Origin of the sequence: Clostridium sp. Cult1, assembly GCF_021655095.1 — a bacterium.
Lineage (GTDB): Bacteria > Bacillota > Clostridia > Tissierellales > Tepidimicrobiaceae > Schnuerera.
This window is the reverse complement of record NZ_PPXW01000001.1, coordinates 2,053,238-2,079,501: the sequence shown is the minus strand read 5'-3', so window position 1 is coordinate 2,079,501 and position 26,264 is coordinate 2,053,238. Positions and strand designations below refer to the sequence as shown.

Genomic DNA, 26,264 nt, shown 5'->3' with positions numbered 1-26,264 from the left:
TCCTATAAATTAATTATCATTATAAAACAAAAAACTAACATAGTCTTATTATGTTAGTAAACAATTTCTTATATAATATTGATTATAATATTGATATTTATCCCCCGCTAAATCTTTGAATTTTGGGTGCCTCTTTTACAACTAACTTATAGAGTATATCATGTATAGAAATTATTTGCAAATGATCAATTGGAAATTCCTAAGTGTTTGGGTTTACTCCTATCATTATAACTATCTTATACTTGTATATCTTTCTATATTCTCATCACTTAAAAATTCATAAGCCTCATTTATCTGTTGAAATATACTGGTTGCATCTGGTGATTTGTTTAAATCTGGATGATATTCTTTAGCCTTTTTCCTATAGGCTAATTTTATTTGATATTTGTCTGCATTATAGGGTACACCTAACAGATCACAACTTTTCTCATATTTGTTTTTGAACTCTATATTAGGATTAGCATAATTGTACCCATAGTTAGTTTGCCCATCATAGCTATAATTCTCCCTTTGAGAATTTTGATATTCATACCATTGTCTAAATTGCTCTTCCCACTCTTTCTGTTGTTCAGCATAACGTCTTTCTTGTTCTCTTCTTTTTCTTTCTTCTTCCATCCTTTTATAGGCATATTTATATTCATCAAAAGATTGGAATCTATAGCTTATACCGTCAATTAAATAATTGGCCCGGTCAAATAAAAATTCAGTTAAAATATATTTTAGATATTTTAAATAGGATACAAATTTAGTGCCTAGAATTGGAAATACAACAAAGAACAATAAGGTTAATAATACTACAGGATTGGCCAATATTAGAATTCCAAAAGGGCCAGCCAAAAGCATAAGGATTAGACAACCTCCCATGCCTATTAAAGCTACAAATCCTATTGCAATACTTCTCACAAATGTTACTATTGTTTCTATTAACTTTATCACAATATCTAGTATAACTGATATTAGCTGGGCTATAGCAAATAAAATTTTGCCTAATATCCTTTTGAATATATCCATTTATATTTTAATCTCCCCTTAATTTAAAATTTTCTTCAGCTTTCCAGTTTATATTTTAAACTAATTATGTTGTTTTAGAAAACTTTGTCTTACATTTAGGACAAGTAATCATAATTTTCCCTTTTCCTTTTGGAAGTCGTAATTTGGACTTACAATTTGGACATTTAAAATATCTATGAGTTTTTCTATCTTTCATACGATTCTCTGTTCTTTTAAACCAAGCATATATAGGGCTTACAAACATAGCAAATTTATAATTCTCCATTCTACGCTTAGATATGTCTTTTGAAAAGATTCTATAAATGCTTATACCTAAAGGAATATAACTTATCAATAATAGTATTTGGATTTTTGTCAACTGTCCAATGAATGTTAATAATAATGATAATATTATCAAGATCATAGAAAGTTGATCTCCGCCATATCTTCCAGCCATAAGTTTTTTTAACCAATTCATTTACATTACTCCTATAATAAATATTAAGCCATTAAATGTAGCTTAATATTTATTATACATTCTTTTTGATAAAAAAGATAGTGAATCCCCTTATTAATAATCTATACTAGCTTTTTGTAAAATAAAATTTAAACTTTTTATTAGGAGCTAAAAAATCTATTAATAACTTAGCTTCTTTTGCATCAGCTACAACATTTACTCTCTCATCGGAAGGTAAATCTATTTGAAGAATTTGAAGCTCACCTTCATATCTATTATACTTTTCATTGTCAATTGTAACATAATAAGTATTTCTGGGTATACCATTATTATTAGGTATAATTTTTCCTTTTTTAATCAGTCGAGATTCTTGAGAACGAATAACATACTCTCCAGGATCTGAACGATTGGTATGAACCTGTTGTAATAAATCTAACTCTACTTCTGTTAGATTATCTTTTAATTCTATAGGAAGTAGAATAATATCCTTTCTAATAGAAGATATTATTTCTAATTCCTCTGTTGAAGCCATAGAATCTCCGATAATAATATAATCCAACCCTAATTGTAAAAGGTGTTGAGCTGAAATAATTGGATTAAGTTCTCTATGTTTCTCTAAGGTTGGTAATCCTTCATATACAGGTCCCCTTCTCCTATAATGACTGGCAATAAACCCCATGGTTTTTATACCATATTCATTAAATATTTTATTCTTTTCAATAAGCAATTCCTCAGATATTCCTGTATGTTTCCTAGGATAGAAATTATGACATGCATTTATTTTGTCAACTTTACCTCCATACTTTATAAATTCTTCAATTTGATTTTTATCAAATGTTGTAGCATTTACAGATATTCCAAAATCGTGTTTTTGTGTCATTTTAGCAGCTTCTTCTAATGTAAATCCATAATCTAACCTTATATAGTCAATTTTATATTTACTAAAATCTAATTGATCAAAGTAACCCTTTGATATATCTACAATAGTAGTAAAACCAAGTTTCGTACTTAGATTTAATATTGTTTCAAAATCTTTCATAAAATTTTTTTTTACTTCTGGTATATGTGCTGATGTAAATAGTAAATCTATACCTAAATCATTGGCTTTTTCCATGTATTGTAGTATTTCTTCTATGCTGTTATCCATACCTGCATAAACAGATATCCCTATCAAATATATCACTCCTCTTTACATAAAACTCAAGGCGAAATATTTCGCCTTGAGTTTTATGATATATATTAATCAACTGGATCCTTAAAACCTATTAAATATGTGGCAATAAATCCACCAATATAAGCTCCGATAATTCCTAACAAATAGTGCAATACATGACCTTGGTCAATAAGAATTGCTAAAGGTAACCCAGATATACCCATTCCCATGGCTCCGGCTTTAAATGGTGCAACAATGGCTCCACCTATAGCTCCACCTATACAAGCTCCAAGGAATGGCTTACCTAACGGTAAAGTTACCCCATAAATCAAAGGCTCACCAACACCTAGAATTCCAACAGGCAAAGCACTTTTGATTGTCTTTTTCAATCTTTGGTTTTTTGTTTTAAAATAAACTGCAAAACTAGCACCAACTTGACCAGCACCAGCCATTGCTAGTATTGGTAATAATGTTGTCACACCTGTATTTTGCAATAAATCTGCATGTATGGGAGTTAATCCTTGATGAAGTCCTGTCATAACTAAAGGTAAAAATGTTCCTCCTAATATTGCTCCTGTTAAAACTCCTCCTTTTTCTATAGCTCCTGTAACTGCCATTCCAATTCCATCAGAGATGGCTCCGCCAATGGGTTGTAATATAATTACTGCTACAAATCCTGAAATTAAAATGGTTAATAATGGTGTGAGTATCAATTCTACTGATTCATGAATAGATCTTCTTAACCTTTTCTCAAGCATTGATGCAAACCACACAACTAATAATACCGCTATTATTCCGCCTCTTCCTGACACTAATTCTCTACCAAACAATGTCAAACCTGCCAACCCTGGAGATATTGTAATTCCTGCCATTAAACCTCCAATTGCAGGAGAACCACCAAATACCCTAGCTGCATTCATTCCAACCATTATTGCCATATATCCAAATACCGCTCCTGAGAAAACTCCCAATAAGCCTGTGATATTAGGATTAATATTAGTTGTCTTCATGAGAATATTATTAATTCCCATTATTAATCCAGAACCAATAAATGCTGGAATTAACGGAATAAATATATCAGATATTTTCTTTAAAGTATCACTTGGAGCTGCTTTATATTGTTCTTTTACCTGTTTTTTTACTGTAGCAGCATCACCAAATTCTACAACATCCTCAACAGATATGGAAGTAGTTTCTCTAATCCTGTCTGATACTTTTGATGCAACTCCTGGTCCTACAACCACTTGAATTTGATCCCCTGAATCAACAATCCCCATTACTCCGTCTACCTTTTCTAAACCTTCTTTCTTAAATAAAGATTTATCTTTGAGTTTGATTCTCAATCTAGTCATGCAGTTCTCAAAACTAATAATATTGTCTTCCCCGCCTACGTTTTTGATTATTTCAGACGAAATTCTGCTGATTTTATCGGTCACTTTAATACCTCCTTTTATTATTTAAATACTCCCTGTTCACCCCTTTCGAAGTCTTTATATATAATCCTTCATCCAATCCAAATAGCTTGTTTGTTTTTACATTACTTAGCTGAATCTTCTGCAGCAATAGCCTTATATATAGAACCATTATTCTTTTCAAGAAGTTCTATGGCTTTTTCATAGCTGCATCTTGCTTCTATCATAACTATGGCGACTTTTGGTTTATTGTTTGATAGTTTTAAATGCCTTTCTGCCTCCTCTTCTTCAACTCCTGTAGCTTCCATAATGATTCTCTTTGCTCTATTCATTAATTTAATATTGGAAGGATTTAGATCTACCATTAAATTATTATATACTTTCCCCATGCCAATCATAGAAGCAGTTGAAAGCATATTTAAAACCATTTTTTGTGCAGTTCCCGCTTTTAACCTAGTAGATCCTGTAATTACTTCTGGTCCTACAATTGGTGTTATAGATATAGTAGCTATTTTTGTGATTTTACTATCCTGGTTACAAGATAAACCAATAGTTGTTGCACCTATATTATTTGCATATTCCATTGCCCCTAATACATACGGAGTGTTTCCATTGGCTGTTACTCCTACTACTATATCTTTTTCTGTTAAGCCTATCTTTACTAAATCCTCTTTTCCAGCTAGTGAATTATCTTCTGCTCCTTCAATTGCATCAGTTACCGCTTTCATTCCTCCTGCAATTATTCCGATAACTTGATCTTTATCTGTACTAAAAGTAGGTGGGCACTCAGAAGCATCAAGTATACCTAATCTACCACTAGTTCCTGCTCCTATATATACTAACCTACCTCCTATTTTAAAAGACTCAATTATCTTTTCTACAGCCTTTGCTATATTTGATAATTCTTTTTCCACTGCATAAGCTACAAGTTTATCTTCCTCATTCATAATCTTTAATACTTCTAGTACTGGTTTTTTATCTATCCCTTTAGATTTAATATTAGATTTTTCTGTTATTAAACTCATTTCCGCCTCCTATTTATACCTCTTATCTTCTAATGCTTCTCTTGTAGTTTTTAAATAATTAATAACTTCATCATAACGTTTACATGCAACTCCGATAAAAAGGCTATCTATAACTAACAACTGAGCTATCCTAGAAGCCATAGCACCACTCCTAAAGTTATTCTCTACGCTGGCAGTAAATAATACAATATCAGAAACATCTTGTATAGGCGACTTACCATATTGAGTTATGGCTATGGTAGTAGCCCCTCTCTCTTGAGCTATCTTCAGTCCTTCTATAACTTCCATGGTTCTACCTGAATTTGAGATTCCTATAGCTACATCTTTCTCAGTTAAATGGACTGCTGATGTTACTTGAATATGATGATCCATAAACATAATGGAAGGAATATTTATCCTAGCAAATTTGTATTGAGCATCTAGAGCCACTATTGATGAAGCTCCAATTCCAAAAAGGTGTATTTTTTCACATTTATCGATCACTTCAATAGCTTCACTCAAACCATGGGTATTTACCAAATTACAAGTATCTTGAATTGCTTGAATACTTCCTGCTGATAACTTGTTTAAAATAGTTCTAGGCGAATCATCCACATTTATTATCTCGTGAAGTATTTTTTCTTTTTTTGAATTTTGCGCTGTGTTCAAGGACAAGCCTATCTTTAAATCTTGATAACCACTTAATCCCAATGTTCTACAAAATCTAACTACACTGGCCTCACTTGTTTTACTTTTTTTTGCCATCTCCGAAACAGATAAATTTATAGCTTCCCTAGAATTATTAAGGATATAGTTAGCTATTTTCTTCTCTGATGGCCTGAAACTTGACATCCCCTGTTTCATTTTTGTAAAAATTGTACTATCCACCTTTACCAGCTCCAATTCTTTTATTATCTTTATTATAATATATGTGAAATTATTTTTCAATACTTTCTTTTATTTTTGAAACTTATTTTCATTTTTCAATAAAATAATAAGACAAAGGAGTGAAATCCCTTGCCTTATTATTGATATTAAGACTAGTATTTACTTTTCTTTAAAGTTACAGTCATTATATTCGACTGGCCTTTTTCTGCAACCCCATCTGCTTTTTCAATAGATTCTATTCTCCCCGTATTAGTAATAATTATTGGTGATATTAATGATTTCCTTTTTTCTTTAAGAAATTCTAAATCAGCTTCTAAAATCACATCCCCTTGTTTTACTTCTTGCATTAATGCTACATGTTGAGTAAATCCTTCTCCTTTTAATTTAATGGTCTCTAAGCCCACATGAATTAAAAGTTCTATACCTTCTTCAGATCTGATAACAACACAATGGTTTGATTTATAGGTACTAGTTATCTCCCCATCAAAAGGTGCTATTACCTTCCCATCGGTAATCTCAATTGCTATACCTTCTCCTAATCTCTTTTCAGAAAAAGCTTTATCATCTACCTCTTCTAATGGAATGATTTTACCTGACATAGGAGCTAGAATATGGATTGGTTTGTTTTTTTTGAAAAAATTCATCAAAACAGCATCACCTCTTCCGGTATTATTATAACTATTATACCACCATTAATTAACCTTTCCCCATACTTTGCATAAATTCATTATATAAAGGGTTAAATAAATAGAATATAATACAGTAATTAATGTTCCAAAAGTTAAAGTTATAGTGTTTACATCAAATATATCACCACCTATAATCCTTCCTAAAATAGACCCAATTATTAATAATCCTAATATTTTCAAAAAATAATTCTTCCCTATTTTTATCCCTTGTTTAAAAGAAAATCCTATACTCTCATCATAATATACTATATAACTCTCTGTAACTCTTATGAAGATTGAAAAAACAGCAAAGCCAACTAGGATAGTTATGCTGCTAAACATGAGTAACGTCATATTTTTTGGTGATACCTTGATTAATTCTATTAATAATAAAGTAAAAATAAATATGACTCCTGTAAAAATCAAATTAATAATCAATAGTCGTGGATAATAAGATAAGGCTTCTGAAAAAGATTCTTTTTGATCAACAGAATTATCTAAAGTGACTTTCTTTGCTATTATTAACCCATAGGCTGTTATGTATATTTCAATTAATGAAATTCCGATAATTTTAAGGAAGTTTAAGTTAAGAAGTAATTTAAAATCAAATGTTAAATCTATTTCTGAAGATTTAATGAGAGGTAAATCAAAATTTACTGTTATCAATGTAATAATTATTGATAATACAAGATAGATTAAAAGCTTGCTAAAATTATTCTTGAATATAATGAATACTTCTTTCATCATTCCAATTTCCCCTTTCGTTATATAATCCACTGGATGATATCCATCTTAAAACCAGATGGTATTTGGTTCTTATTACATAGTTCTATGTATTCTTTAATTATCCTTCTAAAATTTAAATTAATTGTCCAATCATCTAAAATAATTACCCCTTTTTCCTTATAAAGATAGCTGACTATTAAATATCCTATCACATATATATTTAAATACTTATTATTTTTACTATTTGTTTTCCCTGATTTAATATTTATCAGAATATTATTCATAAGTTCAAATTCATCTTTGGCAAATAGTAAATTTCTTCTAGTCAGACTCCCAGTTAAATCATCTTTCTCCAGATTAGCACCATGTTGAATAAGGCAAGCTATTCCCTCTTCAATGATTTTTCCAATACTTCCATATAAAAGTCTATTCTTTTTTGATATCAGTTTGAACATAAATATGATTTTACTTTCAATGGGAAGCTGCCTACTATGATACATTTCATGGCTCAATATTTTAATAAATTCTTCTCTTTCCCCAATATATCTTCCATAATTGATGAATATATCTTTTCTATTAATAGTAAAACCCCCATCTATTCCTCCGCTATAAAGATATATATTGGATCTAATTGGCATTTGTTTTGGAACGATTTTATATACTTCTTTTAAAGCTTTTTCAATTATAATATGACTATTTTTTTTAATGTATTTAATATCAAGTTTTAACAATTTTAAATTTTTCTTTAATTTTAGAAACTCATATTTATCTGCATAAGTTTCATTTTCAACAACTCTTTTTAATTCTTCTTTAATTTGAGTTGTATCTTTTAATTTTCCAATACTGTTTTGATAATTTAAAAATCCTCTCATCCCTTTTGTCTTTATAAAAGCATTCCACAGTGTTTCATCTAAAAATTCTTGCTCAAATATCTGGATTAATATCTCCATTGATTCCGTATCGATAACCACCCTATCCCCCCATTTCTAATGGCCTATATTAATATATACGACTATTAGAAATGGGGTATGAGTATTTAATCCTTATTAACCTTTTTCATCCATTTCTTAAACTCTTCCATTCTTTCCAATGTCTCTTCATATCCTTGATTGTAAAGATTATTTAATTTAAGGGGATCTTTCTCTAATCTATCCACCATCAAGGGGGCAATTGGTCTAAAAACAAATATATAACCTTCTCTTTCTAAATTTGCGATTTTTTCTAAAGTAATATTGTATTTAATATGCCTTTTTTTGATAGCCTGTAATATTGTAGGATATTTTCTCAAATAATGCTTCGAATATACTCCTAATTTTTGCTCTTCTTTTAAATAATCTTTATTTCTAGTAAGTACTACTACATTGTACTGGTTTCCATCCTCAATAGATTTTTCTATAGGAATAGAATCAGTAATTCCCCCGTCAAAGTAAAGCTTTCCGTTTATCTCAACTGGGGGTGATATAATTGGAAGACTACTAGATGCTCTTAGCACCTTATTCATAAATTCCTTATTGTCTCTAGATTGACTTTTTTCAAAGTATTTTGGATGTCCTGTTTCAACATCAGTTACACAAACTTTAAATATTGTTGGGGAATTGAAAAAAGTATCATAATCAAAAGGTACTAACTGATTAGGTAGTGTATCGAATAAAAATTTCATATTGAAATAGCTTCTTTCCTTAATTAAATGTCTAAATCCGGAATAATCCTTATGGGATACATAGTCTACAAAGACCTTTTTATTCCTTTCTTTCTGTTCTGCCACAAAATTAGCACCGTTATTTGCTCCCGCTGATACTCCTATTACATAAGGAAATTTAATACCTTCATCCATAAAGGCTCTTAGGACCCCTGAAGTATAGGCTCCTCTCATGCCACCACCTTCAAGGACTAAACCTAACTTTTTATTCATCTAATATCGCCTCCAACATAATATTACACCTATTGAAACCCTTCTGCATAGAATATATTTGAAGGGAGGAGTCAATGTGAATTATAAAAACAAAATTACAGCGTATGCTAAAATAATAGGTGGAAACATAGCCCCTAATATATATGGTAACATATTTTTTGATGATGTGGCAGGGGGAACAGAAGTCTATTTGGAAGTATGGGGTCTCCCCTTATACCAACCTGCCGAAAATGGAAGAGAACCTATAGGTCCTTTTGGTTTCCATATACATGAATTTGGTGTTTGTGAAATTTCAGATCCAGAAAACCCTTTCCAATCTGCCGGAGAACACTATAACCCAACAAATCAGCCCCATGGAAACCACGCAGGAGATTTTCCTGTAATATTTTCAAATAATGGATATGCAAGAATGAGCTTTTTTACTGATAAGTTTAAACCTAGGGATGTTATTGGAAAATCAGTAATAATTCATCAGAATCCTGATGATTATAGAACACAACCTGCTGGAAATGCAGGTAAGAGGATGGCTTGTGGAGTTATATGTAGACTTTATTAGGAAAAAAGGTCAGATTTTTCGTCTGACCTTGGGACTTATATTATTAAAGGAAATATAATATCTATCTTCGTTCCTACTCCTAAAGTACTTTCTACTTCTATTTCTCCATCATGAACTTCGATTATCTGTTTAGCAATAGTCATACCTAGCCCTGAACCTTTATGACTTTCACCTGTGTTTGTTCCCCTATAATATTTTTCAAACAGATTATCTAAATCTTCCTTGGAAATCCCTTTGCCATTATCTTCTATTTGAATATAGATTTTATCCTTTTTCTCCATCGTAATGATGATTTCCGTATCTTCATCATTATGAACTATAGAATTATAAATAAGATTGGTAAAAGCCCTTTGCAACAGAGATCTATCAAAGAAGAAAATAATCTTTTCTTTTTTTGGATTAAAGAGTATTCTCCTTTCCTGATAGTTAGGATTATTTAATACATCAATGGTAATATCTCTTATGACTTCTACAAGATCCTCCTTTTTGTGATTTATGGGTATTAAGCCTCTTTTTAAAACCTGAGTTAGCTTCAAATCCCCAAGTAATTTCTCCATATATTCAGCCTTTTCTTTAATTATATGGGAATATTCCTTTATTTCATCCTGGCTTAAAATATATTCTTCATCGGCCATTAATTCTCCATAACCTTTAATGGAAGCTAGAGGAGTTTTTAAATCATGGGATAGATTGTGAATCCATCCATTTTTAAGATTAAGTTCTCTAATTCCTTCCCTTTTTACTGTAGGGTTACCATCTTCTTCAAAAATATATTGGTCAAAGGTTAAGGAGAAGTTACCTAGCTGATTCCATTCTCCTTCAGAGTAGTCATCTGCTAGAAAAAATCTATAGATTATAAAGATATTAATATTAAAGGCAATAATAACAGATAATACAAGAATTAATAAAAACCTTAATAAAATTTTCCACTTCATTTTATTCATCCTCTATAACTAACTTATAGCCTAAACCCTTTGCAGTTATAATATATCTTGGATTAGCCGGATCGTCCTCTATCTTTCTTCGCAGGTGCCTAATATGGACCATCAATGTATTGTCATATCCCTCGAAATCATAGCCCCATACTTCTGTTAATATTCTATTTTTACTTAAAATTTGATTTGAATTTTGAACTAAATATAAAAGTAGATTATACTCCTTAGCAGTTAAAGTTAGAGGAATACCTCTTTTTTTAACTTCTCCTTTTTCTCTGTTAATTTCAATACTTCCAAAAGTTATTATGTCTTTTTCATTGTGTTGATGCTTTAAAGCCATATATTCGCTTCTCCTAAAATGGGCTTTAATACGATATGCTACTTCTTTTGGACTAAAAGGCTTAGTAATATAGTCATCTCCACCAATACCTAATCCTAAAAGCTTATCTACATCCTCATCCATAGCTGATAAGAAAATAATAGGTACAAGGGTGAATTCCCTTAGTCTCCTACAAACTTCAAAACCATCAATATCTGGCATCATTATATCTAAAACTATAATATCTGGACTTATCTCTTTTGTAATTTTGATAGCCTCATGGCCACAAGTAGCTTTATAAATATTTTTGAAATCTTCTTTTAATAGAACAGCTTCTAATAAGTTCAAAATATCAACTTCATCATCTACTAACAATATCTTCTTATTTCTAATATTGATCATATCTATATCAAGCAAAACCTCTCCCTCCTATTAAAGCCCGTTATACAATAATTCTTAATGATTTTCCTTTAATTTCTAAAATATCTTACTTCTTTAAGCAATATCCCTTTTTATAAAACTACTATATCCAAAACCAAATACACTAATTAGCAATATGAAACTAACAATATATACAATATTTCCCTTGCTGAAAATTTCCATATCACCTCCTAAAGCTGCCATAATAGGATAAGTCCAAGGATAAAGTATCCAGTACCTAGAGTTAGCTACTATTATAGCTGGTAAAGTTAATCCAATGCCAACTCCTAAAGGAATAGCCATATAGGAAAATCTAATACTTAAACTATAAAGAATAGCCATAATAGGTAAGGCTGCTATATACATCACCATAGGTTTTGTAAAAATAACTTTATAAGGTATATTCCCTTCAACACCAATAATTTTTCCTGCCGCTAACATACTTATAATCAAAACCAATATATTTATAAACACAAGTAGACATCCTAGGATAAACTTTATCCCATATACCTTTTGTTTATCTATTGGCAGACTAAGATAATGTTTCCAACTGTTATTGGTATTTTCAATTCTTGCAATTAAAGTCATAACGATGCTTACTAGAATTGGAAAAAGAATACTGGCATAAAAAATCATACTTTGACTATAAAGTTGTTCCCAAACATTTTGTCCCTTCCCTGTGAATAAATCATAATAACGGATTAAGTTAATAACCCCTTGAGCTACCATAAATATAGGGGCTAGAATAACAATCAACAATATTTTAGTATTTTTTAACTTTAAAATTTCGATTTTAAATATATCTTTCACTTAATTCACTCCTAACCTATTTCTTTTCTATTAAAGAAAAAAATCCCTATTAGTAAAAAGGCTATCCCAAAACCAAAACCATATTGTAGTGGAATATTAGTATTTATAGTTGGGTCTGGTAAGGTATAAATTGTATGGGCATAAGGAATAAATTTAGATAACCTTTCTGACTGTGCAAAAAACAAGGAAGACGCAACCCCTACAAATCCAATGGCTAATGCTATATTTGTATTACTTATTTCAGCACTTATAAAGCTTTGAACACTTATTAAACTAGTAATAGCAAATATCTGGTAAATAATGTATTTTGAAATTAATATAATATCTACTGTTTCAGGAAATCCTAATGCTCTACCTACAATAAATAAGACTATGCCATTGGTAAGTATCATTATGTTGCTTAATATAAATACTATAAACCACTTAGCTAAATATACTTTCTTCTTTGAAGCTGGAAGGGCCAAAGTGTTTTTCCAGTTATTTGACTTATATTCAATATAATATACCATTGAAGCAAATATAGTAACAACTAAGGGCAAGAACAAAAACCACATAAAGTGATGTTGCATTAGCAATAGATTCCATGAATTTAATCCTTCATTAGCTTCTAAGCTCATAAAATAATCATAGCGAAGATAAAGATTTATAAAACTAAGTCCACCTGCTAAAATCGGTGTTAATAAGGCTATAGGCCATAGAAAACTCTTTTTTTGTTTTAGAAATTCTCCCTTCAATAGTTGGTAAAATTCCATCATTACTCTATTCCCCCTGTCAATTCTAAAAAGACTTCTTCTAAGTTTTTCTTATTTTCGCTTAAATGAGAAACTCCATAGCCCTCTAATACCAATGTCTTGTTTAATTCTTTTATATTTATTTTCCCCTTAGATATATAAAGCTTTCCCTCTCTATTCTCCACAACATAACCCTTTCTTTTTAAAAATTTTTCTGCTTCTAAAAGTGGCTGCGCTCTAATAGCAATTTCAAGATTTCCCTTTGCCTTTAATTCCTCTAAAGTTCCCTGAAATAATAGGTTCCCCCTGTGAATAATGCCTACATGATCAGCTATTAATTCAATTTCACTTAAAATATGGCTGCTAATCAGCACAGTAGCTCCTGTAATTTCAGGAAGACTAATTATTAAATTTCTAATTTCCCTTACCCCTGCTGGGTCCAGGCCATTAGTAGGCTCATCTAGTATTAAAAGCTCTCTATTTCCCATTAAAGCTTGGGCAATCCCTAATCTTTGTTTCATGCCCAAAGAAAAGTTTTTTACCCTTTTATTTTTCCATTTAAATAAATTTACAATCTCTAAAGCTTTATCTATTTCCTTTTTATCTATTTGCAATATCTTTCTTATTATTTCTAAATTCTCATAGGCTGTTAAATTTTCATAATAAGAAGGAGACTCAACCATTGCCCCTACCTTTCTTAATATTTCCATACGGTGGATCCCAATATCTTTGTTAAATAAATAGACTTTTCCTTTTGTAGGTTTCATTAAGTCTAAAAGCATACGAATAGTAGTGGACTTCCCGGCACCATTTGGACCTAAAAAACCGTACAAAGCACCTTTCCTCACTTTAAGATTTACATTCTTTACTGCTGCAAATTTACCAAAATCTTTAGTTAATCCCTTTGTTTCTATAATTAATTCATCCACTCAAATCCCTCCTAATTAATTACTTTTGATCATTTATAATTTTATAGGGATCAACTTAACTCTTTATTAACAGAACCTTAATTCTACTTTAATTTTCATATGAATCCAAATCCAATTAAAAAAGAGCCTATAGGCTCTATAATAGTAATATCAATGGTTAGGTAATGTTTAACTTTCAGCTGTATTATTTTTAATATATCTAAACAATTCCTCAGGTAAATTGTAATCATTATCTTCCCCTTAATCAAATATACCTATTAAATTGAAGATTACCATATTTTATCCAACTTATCGGCATAAAAATTAATAGCCTTTTTATGCTTTTTTATATTCTCATCTGAGGATGTTTGGGCAATACTAAACAACAATATTTCCATTGCTTTAGAATACCATTTTAAATTGTACAAAGTCATTGCATAAAAAGCTTTCATTGCTTCATATTGAGGAAACTTTACCAATCCTTCCTCAAATATCTTTTTTGATTTTTCATATTTACCTAATATTCTATATGTGCTTCCTAAGCCTAAATAAGCACCCCTTAGTTCTTCATCAGGTAATCCTATTGAAATGGCTTTTTCATAATATTGTATTGCATTTTTTTCTAAACCCAGTGCATCAAAACTCCAGGAACAATGATAATTAACTATTGGATCATTAGGATATCTACCTACAAGCTCTAATAATACCTTATTAGTTTCTTTTAATTTGCCTTCTTTTCTTAATTGAATTGCTATTTCCAAATCCTACATGATTAGTCCTCCTATATTCAAGGATTAAACTTCCTTATAATATAGTACATCTTTAACCATCTCAGACCTAATCTCCCAAATATTAGCTTGGATTCTAAATATATCCCATTGGTCAATTTCAAATACCCTTATCCAACTATCCATTATCCTTTTTCTTTCTTCGGGATAAAAATGGATAATCTTCTCATCCATAACAGAAAAAGCATCTTTAAATCCTTTCCTTTTTATATCCTTTAAATATTCTTCTTCATCTTTCTCATCTTTCGGTATATATAAATGATTCAATACATAATCCCATTTCATCCCATCAAAATAGATGATTTCAGATTCATCTACTTCCAACACATAAACCACAGTATCTAAAGTTGGTCTCAACATATTTTCTTCACTAATTGAACACCATATAGGGAATTCTACCTCTTTAGGCTTAGGTACAATCTTGTTTGCCTCATTTGTAAACCAATTATAAAGTTTTATAATATAATCAGCTATTTCTTCAAACTTTTCCTCTAAATGTTTTCTTTTAATTCTAATTACTCCATTATTCTTTAAATCATCTAAACTTTTAATGTCCTGCCTAGTCCAAAGAATTACTTTTTTTGAATTGCTTCTATTATTGATCATTCCATTCACTCCCTTTCAAAAAATGCGACAGCAGAAACTGCCCTGCTGTCTTTCCTATAATGTTATAAATTGTACATCTGGTAAAGCATCTTGTAATTGTAATCCAATGCTTATATCATTAACTTTTTTGGTATCTGGAGGAGTTCCCATAACTATATGTGTAATATGATTTTCTTTCGCAAAATCGATCATAGCTTTTAAAATATTCTTGGACCTAAGGACCGTTAAATCTGCCCCTGCTTTCTTAGACACATTAAATAAATATTCTAAGGCTTCTCCATCGTCAATATATTCCAGAAACTTTTCTCCTTGGCTTACTACATGTATTACATACAGCTTATCATCTTTAGTTTTAACTAACTTATAACCTTCTAGTATTAATCTTTCACAGGTTTTTTGCTGGGTAACACATACCATAACTTTAGCATTTTTCATATGAAATCCCCCTTTAAAGAGTGATACCCATTACATTATAACATGAATTTATAAAAATGTTACCTATTCCGCTATAATTTATTGCTGAATTAAAAAAGAAGAATAGGATAGTCACATCCATCCTATTCTTCATCCATTAATTCCTTTTCTCCCATTTCTACTAGCTTCCTAGTCATAAGGCCCCCTACAGGACCTGCTGTGAATATATTAGTTACTGGATCTAGCTTACCCTTATTTGTAAAAGTATCTGAAACCCCTAATTCCTCTGCCAATTCCATTTTCATCTCATTTAATGCCTTTATAGCATTAGAATCAATAGGTCTTTTCTCCATATAATCACCTCTTAAGATAGAATTGTTTCTATCTTATTTTATCTAATAATGGAATATAAATACCAACCAATTTAAGGATTAAAGGTAAAATTTACCATATGTTTTAATTAAAAAAATAAGCAGCTAACGCTGCTAGTATTTATGGCGGGAGTATGTGAGAATCGAACTCACCCAAGAGGCTCCTAACCCCTCGCGCTGGTTTTGAAGACCAGAGGGCACACCAGCACCCATCTACCCCCATATTAAGGACAAATGTCATTATACAACATTTTTTTCAACTTTTCAAGTATTTATTCAAGTTTTTTTGCTATTACCATCGAATTATGTCAAAATAACAATTTGCCCACAAAGCCTACATATTTATACTTCAATACCCTTTCTTGCTTCTACACCTTTATTATAATAATGCTTAATCTCCTTCATTTCTGTTACTAAATCAGCTATTTGGATTATCCTTTCATCTGCATATCTACCTGTTATTATAACTTCTACATTTGATGCCTTATTATTAATTGCTTCTATAGCTTCCTCTATAGTAAATAGATTATAATATATTGCTATATTCAGTTCATCTAAAATTACTATATTATAATCGCCTTCCTTCAAAATATTTTTACATTTATCCAATCCAATTCTTGCTAATCTAATGTCTTCCTCTTCCGGGTCCTTATATATGAAACAGTCTCTGCCAAATTGCTCTATAACTAGATTAGGTAAATAATCTACACTTTTAAGCTCACTGTATTCCATTCCTTTTATGAATTGACCTATGAATACTTTTTTACCAGCACAAATAGCCCTTAGGGCTAATCCTAATGCAGCAGTAGTTTTCCCCTTTCCATTTCCAGTATATACATGTATGTATCCTTTATCCATCTTTTATTCCCCCTTAGAATTGATATGTTAATTATAACATACTGTTTTCTATGTAATTTTTTTACTTAATTTATTAGACCCCGTAGCTAGTTGGTATGATAGATACAATAAGATTTTCTACAAATGGGGAAGGGAGAATCCCCTTATAATTGTAGTTTTACCAGCACCATTTCTGCCAATAAACCCATATAAGTATTCCCTTTCTTTAGTGCATGACTTTGTTATAAATTATAGGGTTTAAGAACTAATAAAATGAGTCTAAAAAGTTTTAAGTTTCAATATCTATTATTATATTTATATAAAAAAACCCCGCCTATAAAAAGCGGGTATGCTTTATATACTTATAGCTACTAATCGATGGCAGCACTTGCTTTTTTGCTTCTAAAATAATATCCTACTCCCCATTTTGTATGAATATACTCTACATTACTAGAATCCTTTTCAATCTTTTCTCGTAATCGTCTTATATGAACATCTACTGTCCTTAAATCTCCAAAATACTCATATCCCCAAATAGTTTCTAGTAATTCTTCCCTTGTAAATACTTTTCCAGGATTAGATACCAATAAATAAAATAGGTCGAACTCTTTACCAGTTAAAGATATACTTTCATCTCCTATGGTCAATTTCCTACCTAGGGTATTTATAGTAAAATCATCTACTTTAATAGTTTGATTGTCTATCTGGAAGTTCTTCATATTTACCCTTCTTAATATTGCCTTAATCTTGGCTTTTAAAACTAAGATATTAAAAGGTTTAGTTATATAATCATCGGCACCGTATTCTAAGGCTAAAATTTTATTTATATCCTCTTCTTTTTCAGTTAAAATAATTATAGGCACTTGGGAGTTATCTCTGATAGTTTGACAGAGAGCCAATCCATTGCCATCAGGAAGAGCTAAATCTAGTATGACTAAACCATAATCCTTCTTTTTTATTTTTTCTACAGCTTCTTTTATGCTATAGGCTGCATCAACAAAATAATTGTCTTGCTCTAAACTATATTTTAATCCTTTTACAAAGAGTTTATCCCTATTTATAACTATAACTTTAGTACTCATCTACATCACTCCATGGTTAAAAAAGATAGAGTTTATTATTTTTCTTCTAAAAGCGTTCTTTTATCTCCATCCCTTTTGGTTATTTTCAATTGATCAAAATATTCTAATAACAGTAAAGCAACTTTTCTATTGGTATTCAATATATCTCTAAATTGGGCAACGGTAATATACTCATTCTCTTTCATATATTCTTTTAGTAATTGAATACCTTCTTCATAAATGGGTTTATATAGGTAAACTTCATCATTTAGTCTAAAAATCTCCCCACTGTTAACCAAAGAGTTTATTACCTCATCCACTTGATTGGAGTCATATCCTACAGTTTTTATGAGTTCTTCTTTTTTAGGTAATGTAAATCTTTTTTCTTTAAGGGCTTTAACTATACTATTTTTTATCTCTAACTGAATGTCACTGTATTCAATTTCAAAACCTGCCATATGAATACTTTCCATTTTTTGTTCTATAAGCCCTTTTTCTATTAATAAGTCTATAAACCTTTCACCTACTTTAGCAGGGGCATTGCTTAAAAATCTACTACGTATTTCTTCCTTAGGCATTCCTATTCTTAAAGGATATCTTTTATGGAAAGAATCTAACTCCTCAACAATCTTTTCACTTAACTCGTTAAAATACTCTGTATGAATTACATGAAAATCCTTAGTTAGACTAAATAATATAACTTTATTTGATTTAATCAAATTATTCACATCTTCTTTTACCTTTTCTTCTAACATGGCGGTAGTTGTAGAGATTCCCTTTATAGTTGGAAAGTATTTACTTTTATCTAGTATTATTTTTTCTATAATATCAATAGATTGTCCTTTTTCCTTTATTTTGAGTTCTTTTATAGCTTCTTCATCAAAAGGCTGCTTTTTAGAAGGATTAGGCTCTAGTATTTCTCCACCACCGATGGTAAACATAGGTGAGTAAAACCTGATAATAAACCGATCTCCCCTCTTAGCAACTACCTTTTCTTCTAATCGTAATTGAGCGTATGCTTCTTCTCCTGGGTTTAGGATTTCCTTGTCTAAAAGGACTATCCTGCAAAGCAACTCTTTAGTTCCGATATATAGTCTTAGTCTAGTTCTATTTTTAATTGATTTATCTATACCCTTTATAAGTTTAACCTTTACATCCAACATTAAGGTTTCCTTCATAGAATCTTTAGGAGCTATTACATCTCCTCTATGGACTTCATCTTTTTTAAGCCCTGCCATATTTATAGCTACCCTTTGTCCAGCAAAAGCAGTTTCAGTATCCTGATCATGGACTTGTAAGGTCCTTATTCTAGCTATGTTATTTCCAGGGAAAACTTGTATTTCATCTCCTATACTTAAACTTCCAGACAATAAAGTCCCAGTTACTACTGTTCCGAAACCTGATATTGTAAATACTCTATCTACTGGAAGTCTAGGCATATCCTCAGTTTCCCTATCTCCCATTTCCAAAGTCAACTCGTCTATCAACTTTATTACTTCATCAATTCCAGTTTTTTTAGTAGAAGATACAGGTATAATTGGGGCATTTTCTAAAAAAGTCCCTCTAATTTGTTCCCTTACGTCCTCTTTAACTAATTCTAACCACTCTGATTCTACTAAGTCTGATTTAGTTAATACAATAAATCCTTTTTCTATTCCTAATAAATCTAATATAGCTAAATGTTCACTTGTCTGGGGCATTACTCCTTCATCGGCTGCTATTACCAACAATACTATATCCATTCCCATAACACCAGCAAGCATGTTCTTTATAAACCTTTCATGGCCAGGAACATCTATTATACCTGCCCTTTTCCCACTAGGTAAATCAAAATAGGTAAAACCAAGTTCAATTGAAATACCCCTATCTCTTTCTTCTTTTAATCTGTCTGTATCTCTACCAGTTAGGGCTTTTATAAGTGTAGTTTTGCCATGGTCTATATGGCCTGCTGTTCCAACTATAATATGTTTCATATAATGCACCCTTTCACCTTATTTAATCCAAATAATAATCCATCTACTATTATATCAAATTCTTCTTCCCTTACTGTTCTTAAATCTATATATAGATTATCTTTATAAACCCTGGTGATTATTGGAATATTGTATTCCCTTAAGGCTATTTCAAGTTCTGTAATGCTCTGTTCTTCTAAACTTATCATTATACATTTAGTTGGTATTTTTTCTAAAGGTAAAGAGCCACCACCTACTTCTGAATAATTGTCAACTATTTTTAATCTACAGTTCTTAAGATCTATTTTTTCTATAATCATATTATATAGTTTTTCTGCTTTTTTTTCTAATTTATCAGTCCCTGCTGATAACATTTTCAATGTTGGTATTTTTTCAATTGCAGTTTTTTCATCAAGATAAAGTCTAAGAGTGGCTTCTAAGGCTGAAATTGTGAACTTATCTACTCGGAAGGCCCTAGTAAGTGGATTTTTCTTCATAGCATCTATATATTCCTTTTTTCCAACTATAATGCCTGCTTGAGGGCCTCCTAATAATTTATCTCCACTAAAAGTTACTATATCTACTCCTTTTTTAATGGATTCCTGTACTGTAGGTTCATATTCTAAACCAAATTTAGACAAATCTATTAATACCCCACTTCCTAAATCTTCGATTAAAGGAAGATTATATTTTTCCTTTAATGGATATAGGTCTTCTGCTGATACAGACGATGTAAAACCTAGTATCCTATAGTTACTGGTATGAACCTTTAACAATGCAGCTGTTTCCTCTGTAATGGCATTTTCGAAATCCCATAGATGGGTTTTATTTGTAGTACCTACTGCTCTTAAAATTGCACCACTTTGTTCCATTACATCAGGTATCCTAAAAGAGCCTCCTATTTCTATTAATTCTCCTCTAGATACTATTACTTCTTTTCCTTTTGCCATTGTACTTAAGACTAATAATACTGCTGCTGCATTATTATTAACAACCATTGCATCTTCCCCACCGGTAATTTCAACAATTATATCCTTTAAATGGCTATATCTTGAGCCCCTTTCGCCTTTATCTAAATCATATTCTAAATTAGAATAGTTAACGGCTATATCTTTAATATTTTCCATAATCTCTTCACTAATTAAGGAACGGCCAATATTAGTGTGGATTACTACTCCTGTTCCATTGATTACCCTTTTAAGTTTATAGGAGTTTTTCATTTTTGCTCTTTCTACTATTAATGATGGTAGGTTAGTATTCCTTTCCTTTACTTCTTCCTCTTTTAATGATTTGTTCTTTATATCCTCTCTTAAAAATTCTATCTCTTCTCTAATTGAATCTACTACTAATTTTCGTGGCATTTCTTTTACCAAGGTTTTTATGCTATCAATTTCTAATAACTCATCTACTTTAGGAATTAATTTAAATAAACTTTTTCTCTGATTCATGCAATCCCTCTCTTTTATTCTACTATTAAATAATGATCTTCTTTTTCCACTACTTCTCCTATTACTGCATACTTAGTTGAAATGCTGGATAATTCCTTTAATAGTTTTTCTACATTATCCTTCGATATGGAAATTAACAACCCTCCTGATGTTTGTGGGTCGAATAATATGTCTTCTATCTCATTTGGTATATTGTTTACAAATTTTACATTGTTACCTATATGTTCTCTATTAGAATAGGCTCCTGCTGGAACTAACCCCATTTTGGCATATTCAATTGCCTTAGAAATTATGGGTAAGTTTTTATGGTTTATTTTTATAGTTACTGAACTAGATTCTGCCATCTCTAGGCTATGGCCTAATAACCCAAAGCCTGTTATATCTGTTACACTATTAACTTGAACATTATCTACTGCTTCTTTTGCATACTTATTTAATGTAGACATTACATTAGTGGCTTCATCGTAGGCTTCCTTATCTGCTAATCTTCCTTTAATGGCTGTGTTTATTATTCCAATACCTAAAGGTTTGGTTAACACTAACAAGTCCCCAGGCTTTGCATTGCTATTGGTTAATACCTTATTAGGATTAACGAATCCAGCAACAGATAATCCATATTTAGGTTCATCATCTTCTACTGTATGTCCTCCTACTAAAATAGCTCCTGCTTCAGCTACTTTATCATGGCCTCCTTTTAATATTTGAACTAATATATCGGGACTCAAACAATTTGGAAAACCTACTATGTTCATGGCTAGTTTAGGCTCTCCTCCCATAGCATATACATCACTTAAAGAATTAGCTGCTGCTATTTGTCCAAACAAATAGGGATCGTCTACAATTGGAGTAAAAAAATCTAGAGTTTGTATTAAAGCTAATTCATCATTTATCTTATAGACTGCTGCATCGTCAGCAGTATCTAATCCTACTATTAAATTATCATCAAAAGTTTTTGGTAGTTGGCACAAAACCTGTGCCAATATATCGGGTCCGATTTTAGCTGCTCACCCAGAGCTTTTAGTTAATTCGGTTAATTTTTTATCCATATATATCACTTCCTTTACTTTACAATAATAAGTTCCTTAATGTTTTCAAATTTCTTTTCACCTATACCAGATACATTCATAATATCTTCAAGGGTTTTAAATGAAGTTTGTTCCCTATATTCTAGTATCCTTTCTGCTAGGACTTCACCAACACCTGGTAGAGACATTAGTTCTTCTTTAGTACAAGTGTTAATATTAATTTTTACTTTATTGTTCCCTTGACCTAAATTAGAATCCTCCAAGGGTATTTCTTCTTCACCAATTCTAGGTACATGGACTTTCTCTTCATCCGACAATTTCCTAGCTAAGTTTATTTTATCCGAGTCTGCATCTTTTTTCAATCCTCCTGCTAAATTTATTGCATCTATTACTCTAGAGCCAAATTTTAATTCTACTATCCCTGGATTATATACTTGTCCGCTTACATGTACCATTATATATTCATCTTCTTCATTTGTCTCTATATCTTCCTCTAATTTCATAAGAAGTTCTTCTACTTCATCTGGATTTTCATTGTAAGTATTATTGGCAGATAATAAATTTTTATTTATGTAATTAAAACCTGATATTAAAAATATGATAATTATTATTATGATTACAAGTAACTGTTCTTTTTTTGAAAAAAATGCCATGCCTTAAGTTCACCCTCTCCTATAGATTAATCCATAATATATATTCTATATCTTAACAGAATTTCCTTCTTTCTAAAAAAATTTTACATTTCTATTAATTATTTTGTTGTTTTCTGATATACTTATAATTAATCCAATAAAGGAGGGAGCTATTTGAAAAAAATCATATTAATTATATTACTCCTATTTTTTACTACATATAGCATCTCTTTTGCAGATAGCCTAAACCTTTCTGGTGAAGGTGCTATACTTATTGACTCAGATACTGGTCAGGTTCTATATGAAAAAAATCCTCATATGAAATTACATCCAGCTAGTACTACTAAAATTATGACTGGAATACTAGCCTTAGAGCTTGGCAATATGGATGATATTGTAACTGTTGACGAAGAAGTGGTCAGGCTTACTGATGGTAGTCATATAGCATTAGAGCCAGGTGAACAACTAAAGTTTGAGGATCTATTAAATGCCTTGCTAATTGAATCTGCTAATGATTCTGCCTTAGCTATTGCAAAGCATATTTCTGGTAGTATTGATGAATTTGTTAAGCTAATGAATGATAAAGCAAAAGAACTAGGTGCCCTAAATACAAACTTTGTAAATCCTAACGGTTTGTCAGATGATAGTCATCTAACTACTGCTTATGATTTAAGTTTAATGGCACAATATGCTATGAAAAATAACAGTTTCAGAGAGATTGTCTCCAATTATACTTATACTATACCTAAAACCAATAAAAAAGAAGAGGAAAGATATTTAAAATCTGCCAATAGGTTGCTCTATAGCACTCAAAAAATAAATGTAGATGGAAATTCTGTTCCCATAAAATACGAAGGTATTAATGGAGTAAAAACTGGATACACTTCAGTAGCCCAAAATTGTTTAGTTGCTTCCGCTCAAAGAGGCAATCAAAATTTAATTGCTGTAGTATTAAAATCCAATGGTAAAGAAGTTTTTTCAGATATACACAAATTGTTAAACTATGGATTCAATAATTTTGAAAAAGTTAATGTGACAACTAAGAATTATTTTGTTGATAATATTGAGATAAAAGATGCTATAAATCCTATTGTGGCAGGTATAATCAAAGAGGATCTACCTGTTTCAATACCAAAAGGATCCATAGATAAAATAGATAAAAAAGTCTATATTGATAAAGAAATAGAAGCCCCCATTGAGAAAGGGCAGGTTTTAGGAAAGGTTGAGTACTATTTGCAAGGTCAGCTTTTAGGACAAGCAGAGATTATATCTACTTTAGATATAGAAAAAATACCTCCTGTAACTATTGTTCAATGGCTTTTAAGTAAATGGTATCTATTATTAGTTGGTTTATTTGTCTTATATAGAGTTGTGGTTATTGTCAAACGTAAGAAAAATAGAAGACGAAGGCGTTCTTTATATAAAGTTCCAAGTTCTTTCCAATAAAAAAAGCAGCTATGCTGCTTTTTTATTTATAATACTGCTATGGCTTCAATTTCTATATTTCCGTCTTTCGGAAGTTTAGCTACTTGTACACAGGATCTGGCTGGTTTATGACCTTTAAAGAAATCTTCATATTCTTCATTGATTAGTGGAAAATCTTCCATATCCTTTATGTATATATTTATCTTTACTATATCTTCCAATCTAGCTCCACCAGCTTCTACCACTGCAAGTACATGATCCAAGCATAATCTAGTTTCCTTTTTAATATTCCCTTTTAACAATTCTCCTGTCTCTGGTACTATAGGTAGTTGACCAGAGGTGAATATTAGATTATTAGCATTCATACCTTGTGAGTAAGGTCCTACAGCTCCTGGTGCTTTATTTGTTGATATTGGCTTTGTTTTCATCATTTAACCTCCTAAAATTCAAATATTAGATAATACTTAGGATCTAAAGCTTATATTATAATATATAGTCCAATGTTAGTTCTTCACTATCAGCCCATAGCTTTTCTAAATCATAAAATTCTCTGTCTTCCCTATGGAATATATGGACTATTATATCCCCAAAATCCAACAAAACCCATCTACTACTCTCTTTACCCTCCTTACTTAAAAGCTCATATCCTGCTTTCATCATTTTTTCTTCTATTTCATCGGCAATAGATAATACTTGAGTAGTAGAATTACCGCTTACCAATATAAAGTAATCGGTAATAGTAGTTAGTTTTCTAATATCTAATCCTTTTATATCAAACCCTTTTTTATCATTACAGGCTTTAACTATAATAGATATTCTTTCATCAATATCTTTCACCAAATTACCTCCTGATTTTTTAATTTGATTCGCTTCCTTGATTTTCTGTATTTTCAACAGCCCTATATTCAGTAAATAAAGATTTAACTAGTTTGCCCGTCTCTTCTTCATCAGGGATAAAGTAGGATACCCCACTAATATATTTAGTATCCCCAGGCAATGTAGAAGCTTGCATAGTTTCTGTACTAAAGATTTTGGCCTTCATTGCAAACTTCATAATTACATCTAATGGTATATTTGTATCCACATTATCATAATAAGATTTTATCATTTGAGGAATATTTACAATATTTGATGGTCTTAAAGCTTTTTCAGCAGCAGCTTTAATAAATTCTTGTTGAGCTCTAATTCTTCCTAAATCTTGATCTGCATATCCTTTTCTAAATCTTAAAAACTGTAATGCTTTATCTCCATCTAATGTTTGATACCCTTTTCTTAAATCTATATATAAAGGTGGATCTGCAACTGGGTCACTATATTTCATATCCATTGGAACATCAATTTCCACTCCACCAATCAAGTCAACAAATTCTTTAACTATATTATAGTCAACTTTAACATAGTATTCCAAATCAACACCTAATAAATCCTTGACAGCTTTTACCGATAAATCTGGACCACCATAGGCATGGGCATGATTGATTTTTTCTTCATACTTTCTACCTCTTATTCTTGCTTTTGTATCCCTAGGTATTGAAAGAATAGATATATCTCCAGTTGATTTGTCGACTTTGCATAACATCATAGTATCAGTTCTAGTACCAGAACTTTTACTTACATCTTTAGAATCTACACCTAATAATAAAAAGGTAATATCATCTTTTCCATCTACTAATCTATCTATAAAGGTTTCCTTATATTCATTATCATCATCTTCTTCACCAGTAGCTTTAATAACGGTTTTATATATAAATCCACTCCATACTAATGAAAATATGATAAAAGAAACAAAAAAAGTTTTAAAAAATGTTTTTTTCAC

30 protein-coding genes and 1 tRNA gene are annotated in these 26,264 nt (G+C 30.8%); 2 read left to right on the top strand and 29 right to left on the bottom strand.

The genetic code is table 11. The annotated features are described in order from the left end of the window. Positions 1 to 231 precede the first annotated feature (231 nt). The 10 genes from C3E89_RS10410 to C3E89_RS10365 form a co-directional block, all read right to left on the bottom strand. Complete coding sequence (locus tag C3E89_RS10410) at positions 232 to 1,011, bottom strand: J domain-containing protein (protein WP_236912790.1); 780 nt, start codon at positions 1,009 to 1,011, stop codon at positions 232 to 234. Positions 1,012 to 1,075: 64 nt separating this feature from the next. Then, positions 1,076 to 1,468: a zinc-ribbon domain-containing protein gene (locus tag C3E89_RS10405; protein WP_236912788.1), complete on the bottom strand. Its 393-nt coding sequence runs from the start codon at positions 1,466 to 1,468 to the stop codon at positions 1,076 to 1,078. 106 nt (positions 1,469 to 1,574) lie between these two features. Continuing rightward, positions 1,575 to 2,621 (bottom strand): MupG family TIM beta-alpha barrel fold protein, encoded by a 1,047-nt coding sequence (locus C3E89_RS10400; RefSeq protein WP_236912785.1) that lies wholly within the window; start codon positions 2,619 to 2,621, stop codon positions 1,575 to 1,577. A 65-nt stretch (positions 2,622 to 2,686) separates the two neighbouring features. Continuing rightward, complete coding sequence (locus C3E89_RS10395; RefSeq protein WP_236912784.1) at positions 2,687 to 4,036, bottom strand: PTS transporter subunit EIIC; 1,350 nt, start codon at positions 4,034 to 4,036, stop codon at positions 2,687 to 2,689. Between the two features lie 101 nt (positions 4,037 to 4,137). Next, positions 4,138 to 5,037 carry an N-acetylmuramic acid 6-phosphate etherase gene (murQ, locus tag C3E89_RS10390; protein ID WP_236912782.1) on the bottom strand — a complete coding sequence of 300 codons (900 nt, stop codon included), beginning with the start codon at positions 5,035 to 5,037 and terminating at the stop codon, positions 4,138 to 4,140. Positions 5,038 to 5,046: 9 nt separating this feature from the next. After that, entirely contained in the window at positions 5,047 to 5,904 is an 858-nt protein-coding gene (locus C3E89_RS10385) for a MurR/RpiR family transcriptional regulator (protein WP_236912780.1), read from the bottom strand. 152 nt (positions 5,905 to 6,056) lie between these two features. Continuing rightward, complete coding sequence (locus C3E89_RS10380) at positions 6,057 to 6,548, bottom strand: PTS sugar transporter subunit IIA (RefSeq protein ID WP_236912779.1); 492 nt, start codon at positions 6,546 to 6,548, stop codon at positions 6,057 to 6,059. Between the two features lie 48 nt (positions 6,549 to 6,596). Next, a complete protein-coding gene (locus C3E89_RS10375; RefSeq protein ID WP_236912776.1) occupies positions 6,597 to 7,319 on the bottom strand; it encodes a hypothetical protein in 723 nt (240 codons plus the stop codon). A gap of 17 nt (positions 7,320 to 7,336) precedes the next feature. Beyond that, a complete protein-coding gene (locus tag C3E89_RS10370; protein WP_236912773.1) occupies positions 7,337 to 8,269 on the bottom strand; it encodes a DUF5700 domain-containing putative Zn-dependent protease in 933 nt (310 codons plus the stop codon). A 65-nt stretch (positions 8,270 to 8,334) separates the two neighbouring features. After that, complete coding sequence (locus C3E89_RS10365) at positions 8,335 to 9,210, bottom strand: patatin-like phospholipase family protein (RefSeq protein ID WP_236912771.1); 876 nt, start codon at positions 9,208 to 9,210, stop codon at positions 8,335 to 8,337. Positions 9,211 to 9,286: 76 nt separating this feature from the next. Here C3E89_RS10365 and C3E89_RS10360 point away from each other — a divergent pair, with 76 nt between their 5' ends. Further along, positions 9,287 to 9,766: a superoxide dismutase family protein gene (locus C3E89_RS10360; RefSeq protein WP_336512944.1), complete on the top strand. Its 480-nt coding sequence runs from the start codon at positions 9,287 to 9,289 to the stop codon at positions 9,764 to 9,766. 35 nt (positions 9,767 to 9,801) lie between these two features. Here the strand turns inward: C3E89_RS10360 and C3E89_RS10355 are convergent, their stop codons facing one another. The 16 genes from C3E89_RS10355 to C3E89_RS10280 all read right to left on the bottom strand — a co-directional run bounded on the left by C3E89_RS10355 (position 9,802) and on the right by C3E89_RS10280 (position 23,044). Further along, positions 9,802 to 10,701 (bottom strand): sensor histidine kinase, encoded by a 900-nt coding sequence (locus C3E89_RS10355; protein WP_236912769.1) that lies wholly within the window; start codon positions 10,699 to 10,701, stop codon positions 9,802 to 9,804. 1 nt (position 10,702) lies between these two features. Beyond that, positions 10,703 to 11,428, bottom strand: coding sequence for a response regulator transcription factor (locus C3E89_RS10350; RefSeq protein ID WP_236913473.1), 726 nt, complete (start codon positions 11,426 to 11,428; stop codon positions 10,703 to 10,705). Between the two features lie 87 nt (positions 11,429 to 11,515). Continuing rightward, positions 11,516 to 12,250, bottom strand: a complete 735-nt coding sequence (locus tag C3E89_RS10345; RefSeq protein ID WP_236912768.1) for an ABC transporter permease — start codon at positions 12,248 to 12,250, stop codon at positions 11,516 to 11,518. Positions 12,251 to 12,261: 11 nt separating this feature from the next. Next, on the bottom strand, positions 12,262 to 13,005 hold the full coding sequence (locus C3E89_RS10340; RefSeq protein ID WP_236912766.1) for an ABC transporter permease: 744 nt from the start codon (positions 13,003 to 13,005) through the stop codon (positions 12,262 to 12,264). Next, the gene (locus C3E89_RS10335; RefSeq protein ID WP_236912764.1) at positions 13,005 to 13,910 is read right to left on the bottom strand and encodes an ABC transporter ATP-binding protein; all 906 of its coding nucleotides are present in this window, start codon (positions 13,908 to 13,910) and stop codon (positions 13,005 to 13,007) included. The genes C3E89_RS10340 and C3E89_RS10335 overlap by 1 nt, the downstream gene beginning before the upstream one ends. A gap of 269 nt (positions 13,911 to 14,179) precedes the next feature. Further along, positions 14,180 to 14,650, bottom strand: a complete 471-nt coding sequence (locus tag C3E89_RS10330; RefSeq protein ID WP_236912762.1) for a tetratricopeptide repeat protein — start codon at positions 14,648 to 14,650, stop codon at positions 14,180 to 14,182. A gap of 33 nt (positions 14,651 to 14,683) precedes the next feature. Continuing rightward, positions 14,684 to 15,283, bottom strand: coding sequence for a DUF3841 domain-containing protein (locus C3E89_RS10325; protein WP_236912761.1), 600 nt, complete (start codon positions 15,281 to 15,283; stop codon positions 14,684 to 14,686). Positions 15,284 to 15,337: 54 nt separating this feature from the next. Beyond that, positions 15,338 to 15,718 carry a universal stress protein gene (locus C3E89_RS10320; RefSeq protein ID WP_236912759.1) on the bottom strand — a complete coding sequence of 127 codons (381 nt, stop codon included), beginning with the start codon at positions 15,716 to 15,718 and terminating at the stop codon, positions 15,338 to 15,340. 122 nt (positions 15,719 to 15,840) lie between these two features. Then, the gene (locus tag C3E89_RS10315) at positions 15,841 to 16,050 is read right to left on the bottom strand and encodes a small, acid-soluble spore protein, alpha/beta type (RefSeq protein WP_236912757.1); all 210 of its coding nucleotides are present in this window, start codon (positions 16,048 to 16,050) and stop codon (positions 15,841 to 15,843) included. Positions 16,051 to 16,192: 142 nt separating this feature from the next. Beyond that, positions 16,193 to 16,289 (bottom strand) — tRNA-Sec (locus C3E89_RS10310). A 121-nt stretch (positions 16,290 to 16,410) separates the two neighbouring features. Beyond that, the gene (cobO, locus tag C3E89_RS10305; RefSeq protein WP_236912755.1) at positions 16,411 to 16,926 is read right to left on the bottom strand and encodes a cob(I)yrinic acid a,c-diamide adenosyltransferase; all 516 of its coding nucleotides are present in this window, start codon (positions 16,924 to 16,926) and stop codon (positions 16,411 to 16,413) included. Between the two features lie 350 nt (positions 16,927 to 17,276). Beyond that, positions 17,277 to 17,987, bottom strand: a complete 711-nt coding sequence (locus C3E89_RS10300; RefSeq protein WP_236912754.1) for a response regulator transcription factor — start codon at positions 17,985 to 17,987, stop codon at positions 17,277 to 17,279. 35 nt (positions 17,988 to 18,022) lie between these two features. Further along, a complete protein-coding gene (selB, locus tag C3E89_RS10295; RefSeq protein ID WP_236912752.1) occupies positions 18,023 to 19,939 on the bottom strand; it encodes a selenocysteine-specific translation elongation factor in 1,917 nt (638 codons plus the stop codon). Beyond that, positions 19,936 to 21,366, bottom strand: coding sequence for an L-seryl-tRNA(Sec) selenium transferase (gene selA, locus C3E89_RS10290; protein WP_236912750.1), 1,431 nt, complete (start codon positions 21,364 to 21,366; stop codon positions 19,936 to 19,938). The genes selB and selA overlap by 4 nt, the downstream gene beginning before the upstream one ends. A gap of 14 nt (positions 21,367 to 21,380) precedes the next feature. Then, positions 21,381 to 22,412, bottom strand: a complete 1,032-nt coding sequence (selD, locus tag C3E89_RS10285; RefSeq protein ID WP_236912748.1) for a selenide, water dikinase SelD — start codon at positions 22,410 to 22,412, stop codon at positions 21,381 to 21,383. Positions 22,413 to 22,426: 14 nt separating this feature from the next. After that, positions 22,427 to 23,044 carry a helix-hairpin-helix domain-containing protein gene (locus C3E89_RS10280; RefSeq protein WP_236912746.1) on the bottom strand — a complete coding sequence of 206 codons (618 nt, stop codon included), beginning with the start codon at positions 23,042 to 23,044 and terminating at the stop codon, positions 22,427 to 22,429. Between the two features lie 153 nt (positions 23,045 to 23,197). On the opposite strand from C3E89_RS10280, the gene C3E89_RS10275 reads away from it, so the two are divergent. Continuing rightward, a complete protein-coding gene (locus C3E89_RS10275) occupies positions 23,198 to 24,469 on the top strand; it encodes a D-alanyl-D-alanine carboxypeptidase family protein (protein WP_236912744.1) in 1,272 nt (423 codons plus the stop codon). Between the two features lie 26 nt (positions 24,470 to 24,495). On the opposite strand, the gene C3E89_RS10270 is transcribed toward C3E89_RS10275, so the two are convergent. From C3E89_RS10270 to C3E89_RS10260, 3 genes are read right to left on the bottom strand one after another with little or no spacing between them, the layout of a single operon-like run. Then, the gene (locus tag C3E89_RS10270; protein WP_236912742.1) at positions 24,496 to 24,876 is read right to left on the bottom strand and encodes a RidA family protein; all 381 of its coding nucleotides are present in this window, start codon (positions 24,874 to 24,876) and stop codon (positions 24,496 to 24,498) included. 55 nt (positions 24,877 to 24,931) lie between these two features. After that, a complete protein-coding gene (gene rsfS / locus C3E89_RS10265; RefSeq protein ID WP_236912741.1) occupies positions 24,932 to 25,285 on the bottom strand; it encodes a ribosome silencing factor in 354 nt (117 codons plus the stop codon). Between the two features lie 19 nt (positions 25,286 to 25,304). Next, positions 25,305 to 26,264, bottom strand: a complete 960-nt coding sequence (locus tag C3E89_RS10260) for an LCP family protein (RefSeq protein ID WP_236912739.1) — start codon at positions 26,262 to 26,264, stop codon at positions 25,305 to 25,307.

Excerpts from the sequence above, each read along its gene's own strand:
- C3E89_RS10270 (WP_236912742.1), bottom strand. The coding sequence starts at position 24,876 with ATGAAAACAAAGCCAATATCAACAAATAAAGCACCAGGAGCTGTAGGA.
- C3E89_RS10315 (WP_236912757.1), bottom strand. The coding sequence starts at position 16,050 with ATGGAGAAAAGACCTATTGATTCTAATGCTATAAAGGCATTAAATGAG.
- C3E89_RS10405 (WP_236912788.1), bottom strand. The coding sequence starts at position 1,468 with ATGAATTGGTTAAAAAAACTTATGGCTGGAAGATATGGCGGAGATCAA.
- selB (WP_236912752.1), bottom strand. The coding sequence starts at position 19,939 with ATGAAACATATTATAGTTGGAACAGCAGGCCATATAGACCATGGCAAA.
- C3E89_RS10340 (WP_236912766.1), bottom strand. The coding sequence starts at position 13,005 with ATGATGGAATTTTACCAACTATTGAAGGGAGAATTTCTAAAACAAAAA.
- C3E89_RS10410 (WP_236912790.1), bottom strand. The coding sequence starts at position 1,011 with ATGGATATATTCAAAAGGATATTAGGCAAAATTTTATTTGCTATAGCC.
- selA (WP_236912750.1), bottom strand. The coding sequence starts at position 21,366 with ATGAATCAGAGAAAAAGTTTATTTAAATTAATTCCTAAAGTAGATGAG.
- C3E89_RS10355 (WP_236912769.1), bottom strand. The coding sequence starts at position 10,701 with ATGAAGTGGAAAATTTTATTAAGGTTTTTATTAATTCTTGTATTATCT.
- C3E89_RS10375 (WP_236912776.1), bottom strand. The coding sequence starts at position 7,319 with ATGATGAAAGAAGTATTCATTATATTCAAGAATAATTTTAGCAAGCTT.
- C3E89_RS10325 (WP_236912761.1), bottom strand. The coding sequence starts at position 15,283 with ATGATCAATAATAGAAGCAATTCAAAAAAAGTAATTCTTTGGACTAGG.
- C3E89_RS10320 (WP_236912759.1), bottom strand. The coding sequence starts at position 15,718 with ATGAAAAATGCTAAAGTTATGGTATGTGTTACCCAGCAAAAAACCTGT.
- cobO (WP_236912755.1), bottom strand. The coding sequence starts at position 16,926 with ATGGATAAAGGATACATACATGTATATACTGGAAATGGAAAGGGGAAA.
- C3E89_RS10365 (WP_236912771.1), bottom strand. The coding sequence starts at position 9,210 with ATGAATAAAAAGTTAGGTTTAGTCCTTGAAGGTGGTGGCATGAGAGGA.
- C3E89_RS10300 (WP_236912754.1), bottom strand. The coding sequence starts at position 17,987 with ATGAGTACTAAAGTTATAGTTATAAATAGGGATAAACTCTTTGTAAAA.
- C3E89_RS10280 (WP_236912746.1), bottom strand. The coding sequence starts at position 23,044 with ATGGCATTTTTTTCAAAAAAAGAACAGTTACTTGTAATCATAATAATA.
- murQ (WP_236912782.1), bottom strand. The coding sequence starts at position 5,037 with ATGAGTTTAATAACAGAAAAATCTAATATTAAATCTAAAGGGATAGAT.
- C3E89_RS10380 (WP_236912779.1), bottom strand. The coding sequence starts at position 6,548 with ATGAATTTTTTCAAAAAAAACAAACCAATCCATATTCTAGCTCCTATG.